The organism is Nitratireductor luteus (genome assembly GCF_026162365.1).
GTDB classification, from domain to species: Bacteria; Pseudomonadota; Alphaproteobacteria; order Rhizobiales; family Rhizobiaceae; genus Chelativorans; species Chelativorans luteus.
The window spans coordinates 82,832-95,637 of sequence record NZ_JAOANW010000015.1 but is presented as its reverse complement, the minus strand read 5'-3'; the positions used below and the strand labels follow the sequence as shown (position 1 = coordinate 95,637).

The window sequence follows — 12,806 nt, the reverse complement described above, 5'->3', positions numbered from 1 at the left end:
CCGGCCTCCCAATTGGTGGCTCGCGTGGGACGAGATATGGCGCGGGTTGGTAAGCTTTCACCGAACCGGCGTTCCCAAGTCTGGCACTCGCCCCTGCGGAGCAGATCTGTTGCGTGTCGGACAATGATGCACCAGTACGCCGTCCAGCCGCGCCGGTCGTTGATCCGCGTCAAAGAACGCGGCAAAGGTGAGCTTTCATGTGGCGAGCACGGCGCAACGCCAAGTTGCCTGTTAAGGCGGATCAAGGCGGCGTGGGAGGCGCTGTCTTCATGCGTCTGAAACTGGATGAAGACCGCGAGAGGCATCATGAACCACCGCGACCGCCGGCACGGTGGCTGTCATGAGGCGCGGCACGGAACTGTGCCGGCGCGAGGACGTCGACGATCTCTACCGCTGCACCAAGGCGCCATGGCAAGCGTGCAAGATACTGCCAGCGGCGGGGTCCACTGAGGCAGTTATGTCAGTGGGCTCTCTCGACCGCTTGATCCATCGTGCAACAACCGCGTTCGCGAGAGAAACGTCGCGCTGGATGGACTCCTGAGTCTCAACCTTTACGGGAGAACCGTCGGTATTGTCGACACCGGCGAGATCGGGGCCGTGCTCGCGCGTATCCTGAAGGCCTTCGGTTGCAAGCTTCTCGGCGACGTCAGCCAGAACCCCGCTCGCGTGGAACTGAGTATGCGTTATGTGCCGCGGGAGGAACTTTGGCGAGGTGCGACATCGTTTCGCTGCATTGCGATACTGCAGCCCGCCAAGGCGATCCTTCCGCTGCATCAAATACCGGGGCGGCGGCGACCACAGGGACCGGCAGACCGCCTTGCTCTGGATCAAGGCGGAAGAGTGCCTTGCGGGGTACCCGACGGGCAACGAGTCCAACGATACCGGTGAACAGGTCCTTCGCCGGCATGCCAAGAAAGGGCACTCCGTGAGTTATTATTTCAGCAAGACGCTCGACATGACCTTCAACGAGGCGACAACTCATGTGACGAAGGCGCTCGCGGCCAAGGGCTTCGGCGTACTCACCACCATCGATGTGCGCGCCACCATGAAGGACAAGCTGGGCGAAGAGTTCAAGCCGTATACGATCCTGGGCGCATGCAACCCGCACTTCGCGTGGCGCGCACTGCAGCAGGAGGATAAGATCGGCACCATGCTGCCGTGCAATGTGATCGTCAGCAAGGTAACGCCAGGAAAAACCGAGGTCGCGGCGGTCGATCCGCTTGCGTCGATGGCCTCGGTGGACAATCCGGCGCTGACCGAAATCGCCGGTGAGGTCCAACATCTGCTGCGTGATATCGTCCGGGACCTTTGATGGGGAACACCTCGCACGAGTCCCGGTTTCAAAGCCGCTGAGTTTCCGTGATGAGACGCCAGACCTTCGCGGGCGCAATGCGGCGGAAGGGCCCGTTGAGCATGCCAACGCCCGTCGAGCCAATATCGCCTGGAGGAGGCAGAACCGGATGATCACCGACAACCAGGCAGCCGCGATCGCACTGCTGAGCAACCCGGCCTTTCACGGCGTCCGCGGGTCGGTCGATATCATCGAGACTCACATCTCACGCATATTTCTTGCAGGCGAGAGAGCGTGGAAAATGAAGCGCGCGGTAAAGCTGCCCTATGTCGACTTCTCCACGCCCGAGCTTCGCCTTGCAGCCTGTGCCAAGGAGGTGGAGCTGAATTCTAAGACCGCGCCGGGGCTGTATATCAGGTCCCATCAGATCACCGAGGAAGCCGATGGACGGCTTGCCTTGGATGGAACGGGACGTCTGGTTGATGCGGTGGTAGAGATGAAGCGATTCGAGCAGTCGAGCCTGCTCGATCGGTTGGCGCTCGCACGCAAACTCTCACCCGCCTTAATGAGCGAGACGGCGCAAGTGATCGCGCGCTTCCATCGCGATGCTCCCATCGCCCATGAGCGCAGCGGCGCCGAAATCATGGCCGGCGTGCTTGATATCAACGAAGCGGGATTAGCCGGCAGCCACGTGTTCCGTGAGGCGGAGACGGCAACCTTCAACAAGGCTTTTCGTTCCGCCCTGGCGCGTCACGCCACCCTCCTCGATCGGCGGGCGATGGAAGGCAAGGTTCGCCGCTGCCACGGCGACCTTCACCTGAGGAACATCTGTCTCTTCGACGGCGCGCCGCGGCTCTTCGACTGCATCGAGTTCAGCAAGGAGATCGCAACCGTCGATGTTCTTTACGACTTGGCATTCCTGCTGATGGACTTGTGGCACCACGGCTTTGCCGCATTGGCGAACCTCGTCATGAACCGCTATCTCGACGAGACTGATGAGGATGACGGCTTCTCACTTCTTCCCTTCTTCATGGCCATAAGGGCGGCCGTGCGGGCGCACGTCACGGCGACGCTCGTCGAGGAGGGAGGCACGGCGGCGGGGCTCATCGACGAGGCTCGAGCCTATTTTGACCTTGCTCTTGCCCTGCTTCGGGAGACTCCGCCGCGGCTGGTCGCCATTGCGGGCTTGAGCGGATCGGGCAAGACGAGTGTGGCGGAGATGCTCGCCGCAAACCTGGGCGTACCGCCGGGCGCACGGATCGTGGAAAGCGACAGGATCCGCAAGGCCCTTTACGGCGTCCCGGCTGAAACACATCTTCCAAGTGACGCCTATCGGCCGGAGGTGTCGCAGAAGGTCTACCAGGAGATGGTTCGCCGCGCCGGCCTTATTCTGCGCCAAGGCGGCTCGGTGATTGCCGATGCGGTGTTCGAGCGGGCGACCGACCGTATCAACATCGAAGCGGAAGCCCGCAAGATCGGCCTGCCCTTTCTGGGTTTCTGGCTCGATGCGGTTCCGGCGAGCCTCCGGCAACGGGTCGAAACGCGTCGGGGCGGGCCGTCCGACGCCACGGCCGACGTTCTGGCGCGCCAACTGCAGCGGCACATCGACTATTCCTACTGGACGAAGATCGACGCCGGACGCGACCTGGAAACGATCGTTGCGGACATCCTCGCACACCTTGAAGAGGCGCATACGCCTAGCGAGAGAAAAGAGGCTCGAGTTCGTTCTAGGGCTGGGTCTTCAGGACATCGGCGGCCTCGATAGGCACGGATAGGGAACGTTTGGGCGCCCTCTATCTCGAGGAGGTCCGCAATCCGATTGAAGAGCGCAGCTATGTCGGCGTTGTGCACGGCTGTCTGTTCAATTTGGCTTGAATGAAAGGCGTCGCGTTGATTGGCGTCAAGGCCGATATGTTTACGGCCCGACAGCAATCAGCCGCGGGATTGACACCACTCGAAATCCTGAGGGAGCGTTTCGCCCGCGACGAGGTTGATAAGCAAGAGTCGGCGGAACACCGGCACGTGCCCGACAAATAGGCCGCATCGATCACGATATCTCGCCCGGCGAGATTCTCCAAGTCCGTAACGCCATGAAGAAATCGCCGCCAGCCGTGGCAGCGGATTAACGAACTGCTTTCGGGATGGCAGCCAGAGCAGCGGCTTGATGCGCATCAAGGCAGTGCGGCCCCGACCTCCTATCAAAGGCGGACAAATGCCGAGGCCGCTTTCATGGACAATCCGATCTTCTCCGCCCATAACCTGACGAAGGTCTATCGCTCCGGCGAAGTCGAGGTCTTTGCGCTTCGCGGCGTGGATCTCGACCTTGAACAAGGTGAGATGGCGGTTCTGCTCGGTCCCTCGGGCAGCGGTAAGTCAACCCTCCTCAACATCATGGGCGGGCTCGATCGCGCGACCTCGGGTACGGTGCACTTTCGCGACCAGGATCTCACCGCCTTCTCCGAGCGGCAGCTCACCCGCTTCCGGCGCGACCATATCGGCTTTGTGTTCCAGTTCTACAACCTGATCCCCAGCCTCACGGCCTGGGAGAATGTCGCACTCGTCACGGAGATTTCACCGAATCCCATGGCGCCCGAGGAGGCGCTGGAGATGGTGGGCCTGAACGAGCGCATGACGCACTTCCCGGCCCAGCTCTCGGGCGGCGAGCAGCAGCGCGTGGCAATCGCCCGCGCCATCGCCAAGCGGCCGGAGGTGATGCTCTGCGACGAGCCGACCGGCGCGCTCGATTCCAAGACCGGCATCATCGTCCTCGAAGCGCTCTGGCGCATCAACGAAGAGCTGAAGACCACCATGGCGATCATCACCCACAACGCCGGAATCCGGGATATCGCCCACCGCGTCTTCACATTCAGGGATGGCCGGATCGCGGATGCCATGGTCAATGAAAAGCGGGCCCAGCCCGCGGAAGTGAGCTGGTGAAGGCGATGTCCGTTCTGGACAGGAAATTGCTGCGCGACCTCTTCCGCCTGTGGGCGCAGGTTCTGGCGATCGCGCTTGTCATGGCCTGCGGGGTTGCGACGATCATCCTTGCGATCGGCGCCTATCGGTCGCTGGAAGAAACGCGTTCGGCCTTCTATGACCGCTACCGCTTCGCGACCGTCTTTTCCGGGCTGACGCGCGCTCCCTTGCAGATGAAGAACGAACTCGCCTCGATCTCCGGCGTGAGCGGGATCGAGCTGCGCATCGTAAAGCCGGTCCTGCTCGACATGCCCGGAATGGCCGAGCCCGCCACCGGCATCGCCGTCTCGATCCCCGACCATGGCGAACCCGCCGTCAACCGGCTCTATCTGCGCTCAGGCCGACTGCCGGAGCCCGGCCGCACCGGCGAGATCGCCGTGACGGAGCCCTTTGCCCTCGCGCACCGAATGGCGGCCGGCAGCCGGTTCGACGCCATCATGAATGGCCGAAAGCGCACGCTGGTCGTCACGGGCATCGTTCTTTCGCCCGAATATATCTATGCCATCGGCCCCGGCGACATGATTCCGGACCAGCGCCGCTTCGGCGTCTTCTTCATGCCGCGCACGGCGCTGGCGGGCATCTTCGACATGGAAGGCGCGTTCAACGACGTCGCCCTACGCACGCACAGGAACGCCGACTTCAGCGAAATCATCGACACGCTCGATGCCGTCCTGACACCCTATGGCGGCACGGGCGCGCATGACCGGACCGACCAGATCTCGCATACATTCCTCGACGAGGAGCTGGCCCAGCTTCGCGCCATGGCAGCCGTCATCCCGCCTGTCTTCCTGTTCGTCTCGGCATTCCTCGTCAACATGATCCTGACGCGGCTCATCGCGCTCGAGCGCGAACAGGTGGGGCTCATGAAGGCGGTCGGCTACGGCTCCGCGGCAATCGCCTGGCACTACGCCAAACTCACGCTCGTCATCGCGCTCATCGGCATCGTCATCGGCTCCATTGCAGGTGACTGGCTGGGCCGAGGCATGACACGGCTCTATGCCCAATTCTATTCCTTCCCGTTCCTCATCTTCCGCCAGAGCCTCGATCTCTACGCGATCGCAGCGATCGTCAGTGCCGTTGCCGCGCTGGCGGGCAGCATGCGCGCGATCTGGAGCATCGCCAGCCTGCCGCCTGCCATCGCCATGCAGCCGCCAACACCGACGCGCTACCGCAGTTTCTTTTCCGGGGGCGCCCACCATCTGAAGATATTCTCGCAGCTGACGATCATGGCCTTGAGGCATCTGGTTCGTTGGCCGGTGCGCACGCTACTCACGGCTTTCGGTACCTCGCTTGCCGTGGCTCTCCTGATCATGGCGCTCTTCTCCTTCGATTCCGTCGCCTTCATGGTCGACACGGTGTTCTTCCGCACCGAGCGTCAGGATGCCACGATCGCATTTGCCAACGAACGGTCGCCACGGGCGCTGCAGTCCGTCGCCGCCATGCCGGGTGTCCTGCGTGCGGAAGGTTTTCGCGCGACACCGGTAATCCTGCGTTACGGACATCGCGAGCGGCGCCTGACGATCTCCGGCATGACGGAGAACCCGGATCTCGCGCGCATGCTGGACAAGGCGCTCGATCCCGTTGAGCCGGCGCCGGTCGGCCTGATGATCTCCGAATGGGTCGCCAAGCTGCTCCACCTCCAGGTGGGCGATATCGCCGAAGTGGAGCTTCTCGAACGGGCGCACCGCAAGGTGGCCGTTCCCGTCAGCGCCATCGTGGAAAGCTATATCGGGCTCGCCGTCTATATGCGCGCCGACGCCCTCGACCGCGTCATCGGCGATGGCCCGCGGCTATCCGGCGTCCGCGTGAAAGTCGATTCCTCCCGGCTCGACGACCTGTACAAGACGATCAAGGAGACGCCCGCCGTCGCGGCGATTGCCCTGCAGGGCCTGTCCCGCCAGCGCTTCCGCGAGACGATCGAGCAGAACATCACGATCATGACCAGCGTCTATACGGCGCTTGCGGTCATCATCACATTCGGCGTCGTCTACAACTCCGCCCGCATCCAGTTCTCCGAGCGGGCGCGGGAGCTGGCGAGCCTGCGCGTGTTCGGCTTCACCAATGGCGAGGTATCGAGCGTGCTCCTGATCGAGCTCGGCGCCATGGTGCTTCTCGCGCAGCCGCTCGGCTGGCTGCTCGGATATCTTCTTTCCTGGTCGGTCGTACGCGGTTTCGAGAGCGACCTGTTCCGCGTCCCCTTCGTCATCAACCGATCCACCTTCGCCATTGCAAGCCTCATCGTCGTAACCGTTGCGGCGATCTCGGCGCTGATCGTGCGCCGCCGCATCGACAGGCTCGATCTGGTGCGCGTTCTCAAGACAAGGGAATGATCCAATGAAATCCCCCTGGTTCAAACGCATTCTCTTCGGGCTTGCCGCCGTCGCGGTGATCGCCCTCTTGGCCTGGTCCCTGCGCGAACAGCCGGCCCTCGTCGACGTGGCTGAGGTGAAGCAGGGACCGATGAAGGTGACGATCCGTGAGGAAGGCGTCACCCGGGTTCGCGAGGTCTACGCCGTCTCCGCTCCGATCGCCGGGCAACTTTCGCGCACCCTGCTCAACGAGGGTGATCGCGTAAAGGCCGGAGAAACCGTGGTCGCGGCGATCCACCCGCTCGCCCCGCCGCTGATCGACAGGCGCACCGAGGCCGAACTGCTCGCCGCCCGCGATGCCGCGCGCTCCGGCGTGGGCATTGCCGAGAGTGAGCTGCAACGCGCCGAGACCGCCCTGCACCTTGCCGAGACGGAACTCGGCCGCGCGCTCAAGCTGGCGGTGCCAGGCGTCATTTCCGAGAGCGCTCTGCATCGCGCAACGAACGAATTCGAACTGCAGAAGGCGGCAGTGGAAGCAGCAAAGGCGACAGTCGGATTCCGCCGCGCGGAGCTTGCGAGCGCGGAGGCTCGCCTCATGCAGCCGGGGTCCGCAGCTTTGGCTGCCGAAGGCTGCTGTGTCGATGTTCTCGCGCCCGTGGACGGAGTCGTGCTCGCCGTGGCGGCCAAGAGCGAACAGGCTGTGGCGGCCGGGGCGCGCATCGCGGAAATCGGCAACACCACCGACCTCGAAATTGTGGCCGACCTTCTATCGGCCGATGCCGTCCGCATCGGCCCCGGAACCAAGGCGCTTGTGCGGGACTGGGGCGGTGAACGCAGCCTGGAGGCCACCGTCCGCCGCGTCGATCCCGCCGCCTTTACGAAAGTCTCCGCCCTCGGTATCGAGGAGCAGCGCGTCAACACCGTTCTCGATCTCGACCAAGGTGACGGCCGGCTGGGGCACGGCTACCGTGTTTTCGTGGAACTGGCCATCTGGGAATGTGCCGATTGCCTGCAGGTGCCCATCAGCGCCCTGTTCCGGAACGGGGGCGATTGGAGTGTCTTCGTTCTCGAGGACGACCGCCTGCGGCAAGCTACGTTGGAGATCGGGCAGTTGAATGACGAAGTCGCCCAAGTGCTCGGCGGCATCGAAGCCGGCGCCAGCGTGGTACTTCACCCAGCGGACACACTCGCCGAGGGGAGCCGCGTGGAGCGCCGCAACTGAGGGCCAGCGTGCAGGGGATCCGATCGGTTGACGGGAGTCAATGCTGGTTGTCCAACTGCGTTCGCCATCTGCATTGGAAACGGGAGATGGAATGATGTTGATACTTACCTTGAACAAGACCGAATGCGAGAACCTGTTGGCCGAGAACCGGGTCGGGCGACTGGCTTGTGCCAGGGACGGCCAGCCCTATCTCGTGCCGGTTTACTACGCTTACGCCAAGAACTACCTTTATGCGTTTTCCATGCCCGGCAAGAAGATCGACTGGATGAGGGCCAACCCGCGGGTTTCGGTCTTGATCGAGGATCAGGGGCAAGGGCGCGAATGGCGCAGCGTTATTGTCGACGGCACCTACGAGGAACTGCCGGACCGCATCGGTCGCAAGCGTGAACGCGAATACGCTTGGTCGCTCTTGAGCAAACATGCCAATTGGTGGGAGCCAGGTGGCCTCAAGCCGGTGACGCCACCCTTGTCGGATCATTCACCCCACGTCTTTTTCCGCATCTCTGTCGATAAGGTCTCGGGACGGGAGGCCAAGGAGTAGGACCTTATTGGCTGGCCTGGCTCGGGCTGCTGCACGCCGGCGCTTCCGGTCGCCTTACGATCCACCGTCACTCCATGGCGTGTGAGACAGGTGGCAACATCAGCTCCCGGTTCCGCCCGCGGCCGTTCTCGCTCTCAACAGGATCAACGAGGACAAGCCGGACCGCATCCGAAGCGGCATAAGCAACGACCGCAAGATGCTAGACGACCTTCAACTGGTTCCGGTTCGGGGGAGCCAGCTTGTCCAAACCCTCATCCGGCTCGAATGCGCCTGCGCGCTCGCCCCTGAGCGCCACATAGATCGCCGGGATGACCAGCACGGTGAGCGCGGTCGAAGATGCAAGCCCGAAGAGCAGTGAGATCGCCAGGCCCTGGAAGATTGGATCGGCGAGGATGACCGCCGCGCCGATCATCGCCGCGATCGCGGTGAGCAGGATCGGCTTGAACCGTATGGCACCAGCCTGCAGAAGCACACCGATCAGCGGCCGCTCGGGCGTATGCGCATGACGGATGAAGTCCACAAGCAGGATCGAGTTGCGCACGATGATACCGGCAAGCGCGATGAAGCCGATCATGGAAGTCGCCGAAAAAGGCGCGCCGAACAGCCAGTGCCCGAGCATGATGCCGATGAAGGTGAGCGGGATCGGTGTCAGGATGACCAGCGGCAGCTTGAAGGAGCCGAACTGGGCGACGACGAGGATGTAGATGCCCAGAATGGCGACCATGAAGGCCGCGCCCATGTCGCGGAACGTGACCCAGGTCACCTCCCACTCCCCATCCCACAGCAGGGTCGGATAAGACTCGTCGTCGGGCTGGCCATTAAGCGCGATCACGGGCTTCGGCACGTCGCCCCAATCGGCCTCTTCGATCGCATCGGCCACCGCCATCATCCCGTAGACCGGAGCCTCGAATTGCCCGGCAAGCTCTGCCGTCACCATCTCGGCGGCACGGCCGTTGTGCCGGAAAATCGGGAAGGATGCCGGCTCCCGCGTCACTGTGACGACATCCCCGAGTTCGACGATGCCTCGCCCGCCCGGCAGCGCGTTGGCCGGCACCGGCGTAGCCAGCGCCCTTTCATTGATCACTTTTTCGCTTTTGGGCAGCGCAATGCGGATCGGGATCGGCTGCCGCCCGCCTCCACGATGCGAATAGCCGACGGTCGAACCGGAGTAGAGCGCACGGATCGCGTCGAAGACGTCGGCCTGTTCGACCTTGTGGTATTCGAGATTGTCCTGATCGATGCCGAGCCGCACCCGTTCGTGCCGAACGCCGTAGGAATCGTCCACATCGACGATGAAGGGAACGCTCTCGAAGGTGTCACGCACCTTCGCCGCGACAGCGCGCCTGGTCTCCGGGTCGGGACCATAGATCTCGGCGAGCAGGGTCCCCATGACCGGCGGCCCCGGCGGCGGCTCGACGACCTTGATCGCCGTCCCGTCCGGCAAGCCGAGACCCGCCAGACGCTCTCGTAGCTCAAGTGCAATGTCGTGGCTGGCGCGATCACGCTCACCTTTCGGCAGGAGGTTGACCTGCACATCTCCCAGCTCCGGGGACGAACGCAGGTAGTAGTGGCGCACCAGGCCATTGAAGTTGAACGGGGCAGAGGTGCCCGCATAGCTCTGGAAAGAGACGACCTCCGGAACCGAAGCCAGGCGATTGACAATCTGCTGCAAGGCACGATCGGTATCCTCCACCGATGCGCCTTCGGGCAAGTCGACGACCACCTGCAGTTCCGTCTTGTTGTCGAAGGGAAGCAGCTTGACCGTCACGTCCTTGGTGTAGATGAGCACCAGGGACGCGAGCGTGGCGACGCCGACCAACAGCAGGAAGATCCAGGCGCGCAGACGCGATCTTAGGATCGGCCAGGCTATCGCCATATAAGCCTTCCCGAGCCGGCCGCCATGGTCGTCGCCATGTCCGTGGGCAGGGCCTTCACCGCCCTTCCCCGCAAATTTCAGCATCAGCCACGGCGTCAGCATGACGGCCACGAAGAAGGAAAACAGCATCGCGGCGGATGCGTTCGCCGGGATCGGGCTCATATAGGGCCCCATCATGCCCGACACGAACAGCATGGGCAGGAGGGCTGCGACCACCGTCAGCGTCGCCACGATGGTAGGGTTGCCGACCTCCGCGACAGCCTCTATCGCCGCCTGGGCGCGCGTGCGGCCGTCCTTCATCGCCCAATGGCGCGCGATGTTCTCGATCACCACGATGGCGTCGTCCACCAGGATGCCGATCGAGAAGATGAGCGCGAAGAGGCTCACGCGGTTGAGCGTGTAGCCCATGACGCGCGAGGCAAAGAGCGTGAGCAGGATCGTCGTGGGGATCACCACCGCGACGACCAGCGCCTCCCGCCAGCCGATCGCGAAAGCGACGAGGAGCACGATGGAGACCGTGGCCAGCCCCAGATGAAAGAGCAGCTCGTTTGCCTTCTCGTTGGCCGTCTCGCCATAGTCGCGCGTGACCGTCATCTCGACATCTTCGGGGAAGATCTGCCCGCGCACCTGCTCCAGCCGGTGGATGATGGTCTCGGCGATGACGACGGCATTGGTGCCGGGCCGCTTGGCGATTGCGAGGGAGACGGCGGGCAAGCGTTCAAGCCCCTCCTCCGTCTTGCGCACCTCCGTGACACGGCTTTCGTTCGGCTCGGTCGCAAGCACCACCTGGGCCACGTCGCGCACATAGACGGGCCGGCCATCGCGGGCCGTGACGAGAAGATTGCCGATCTCGCTTTGCGTCTGCAGCGTCTGGCCGGCGAGCAACGTGCGCTGCCCGCCTCCTTCACGCACGGTCGCCGCCTGGAACGAGCGATTGGCCCCCTCCACCTTGGCGGAAAGCTGCTGCAGCGTGACGCCATAGAGCGACAACTTTTCGGGATCGGGCTCGATGCGGATTTCCTCCGGCTGCTCGCCGACGATATAGGTGAGGCCGATATCGGGGAGCTTCGCCACCTCGACCTGCAACTCGCGGGCAAGGCGCGTCAGCCCGTTGGCCGTCCAGCGCTCGGCAGCCTCAGGGCTCGGTGTGAGGGTGACGACGACGATGGCGACGTCGTCTATGCCACGGCCGACGATTAACGGCTCGGGGATGCCGACGGGAATGCGATCCATATTGGCTCGCACCTTCTCGTGGACGCGCAGGATCGCGGCATCCGCACTCGTGCCGACCAGGAAGCGCGCCGTCACCAGCGCACCGTCATCCTGGGTCTGGGAATAGACATGCTCGACACCGTCGATGCTCTTGACGATGGCTTCCAGCGGTTCCGTCACGAGCTTGACCGCATCCTCCGCCTTCAGGCCGTTGGCCTGGACGTGGATGTCGACCATCGGCACGGAGATCTGTGGCTCCTCCTCGCGCGGGAGCGTGACCAGGGCCACGAGACCGAGCGCGAAAGCCGCAAGCAGAAAGAGCGGTGTGAGCGGCGAAGCGATGAAGGCGCGGGTGAGCCCGCCGGCGATGCCGAGCTTCATGGGACGAGCACCTTGTCGCCCGCCCGCAGGCCGCTCAGGATCTCGATCCGCTCTCCGGCGGCATCGGCGATGCTCTCGCCCAGAATGACGGCGATGTCCGTCGGCCCATCGGCTGTCGCCAGGCTGACATAGTCGATGCCGTGCCGCGTCGTTATCGCCTCGGGCGGCACGGCGACAACATCGCGGCTGCCGACAGGAATCCACACGAGCGTGCGCTCATTGACGAAATAGTCGCCGAGGCCCGCGACCTCGACATCGGCGATCACGCGGCCTTCCGAAATCTCCGGGTAGACCTTTGCGATGCGGCCTTCGAACTCCGTTTCCGCCGCAGCACTACCGCGAAGGCCGCGCTGGCCGAGACGCACAATGGCCCCTTCCCTGATCTCGGCGGCGTGTCGCTCCGGCAGGGAGAGGCGAAGATAATATTGACCGGAGGCAATGCGCGCCACCTCCTCGCCGGACAGGACAACGGAGCCGGGGGTGACCGGCACCGTGAGGACACGGCCGGTGGCCGGCGCAATGACCTCGCCCTCCCGGGCGCGCTGCTCCAGCACGGCCTTGCTCGCCTCCGCCGCCGCAAGCTGATTGCTGGCGACCTCGAACTGGGTCCTGGCCTGGTCCACACGTCCCTGAGAGACGACGCCGCGGGCGAGGAGCTGCTCGGCGCGATCGAGCTCGGTTCGAGCGTTGTCGAGCTGCGAAGTGATCTCCTTGATCCTCGCCTCCGCCGCATCCAACTCAAGCGCGATCTTGTCGTCGACGACGATGGCGACCACCTGCCCCTCTTCCACCTCACTACCCTCGGTGACATGGATGGCGCGGATGGTGCCGCCGGTGCGGGCGCGCGCCGGCACGACCGTGCGGCTTCGCACCTGGCCGAAAACGGCTTTCATCTCAGGCGTGACGATCGTGTTCACCGTGAATTCGCCGGCCAGGGCGGGATGAGCGGTGGCGGCCGCGAGCAGCAGGACAACGAGGAGGTTAAAGCGCGCCATGGA

At 63.8% G+C, this 12,806-nt stretch carries 8 protein-coding genes and 1 pseudogene; 7 read left to right on the top strand and 2 right to left on the bottom strand.

Annotated features, from left to right (window positions below):
* Positions 1-507 precede the first annotated feature (507 nt).
* From N1058_RS19670 to N1058_RS19640, 7 genes and pseudogenes are all read left to right on the top strand, one after another.
* Positions 508-888 (top strand): annotated as a pseudogene (locus tag N1058_RS19670) (NAD(P)-dependent oxidoreductase); the annotation flags it as partial.
* 37 nt (positions 889-925) lie between these two features.
* Positions 926-1,312: a DUF302 domain-containing protein gene (locus N1058_RS19665; RefSeq protein ID WP_265519341.1), complete on the top strand. Its 387-nt coding sequence runs from the start codon at positions 926-928 to the stop codon at positions 1,310-1,312.
* A 148-nt stretch (positions 1,313-1,460) separates the two neighbouring features.
* Positions 1,461-3,056: a bifunctional aminoglycoside phosphotransferase/ATP-binding protein gene (locus N1058_RS19660; RefSeq protein ID WP_265519293.1), complete on the top strand. Its 1,596-nt coding sequence runs from the start codon at positions 1,461-1,463 to the stop codon at positions 3,054-3,056.
* 464 nt (positions 3,057-3,520) lie between these two features.
* On the top strand, positions 3,521-4,228 hold the full coding sequence (locus tag N1058_RS19655; RefSeq protein ID WP_265519292.1) for an ABC transporter ATP-binding protein: 708 nt from the start codon (positions 3,521-3,523) through the stop codon (positions 4,226-4,228).
* A 5-nt stretch (positions 4,229-4,233) separates the two neighbouring features.
* A complete protein-coding gene (locus tag N1058_RS19650; RefSeq protein WP_265519340.1) occupies positions 4,234-6,597 on the top strand; it encodes an ABC transporter permease in 2,364 nt (787 codons plus the stop codon).
* A gap of 4 nt (positions 6,598-6,601) precedes the next feature.
* Entirely contained in the window at positions 6,602-7,798 is a 1,197-nt protein-coding gene (locus N1058_RS19645; RefSeq protein WP_265519291.1) for an efflux RND transporter periplasmic adaptor subunit, read from the top strand.
* A gap of 94 nt (positions 7,799-7,892) precedes the next feature.
* Positions 7,893-8,339 (top strand): pyridoxamine 5'-phosphate oxidase family protein, encoded by a 447-nt coding sequence (locus N1058_RS19640; RefSeq protein ID WP_265519339.1) that lies wholly within the window; start codon positions 7,893-7,895, stop codon positions 8,337-8,339.
* A gap of 199 nt (positions 8,340-8,538) precedes the next feature.
* Here N1058_RS19640 and N1058_RS19635 read toward each other — a convergent pair whose 3' ends face one another.
* Together N1058_RS19635 and N1058_RS19630 are read right to left on the bottom strand one after the other, a co-directional pair.
* On the bottom strand, positions 8,539-11,808 hold the full coding sequence (locus N1058_RS19635) for an efflux RND transporter permease subunit (protein ID WP_265519290.1): 3,270 nt from the start codon (positions 11,806-11,808) through the stop codon (positions 8,539-8,541).
* Positions 11,805-12,803: an efflux RND transporter periplasmic adaptor subunit gene (locus N1058_RS19630; protein WP_265519289.1), complete on the bottom strand. Its 999-nt coding sequence runs from the start codon at positions 12,801-12,803 to the stop codon at positions 11,805-11,807. Before N1058_RS19630 ends, N1058_RS19635 begins: the two co-directional genes overlap by 4 nt.
* Between the last annotated feature and the right edge of the window lie 3 nt (positions 12,804-12,806).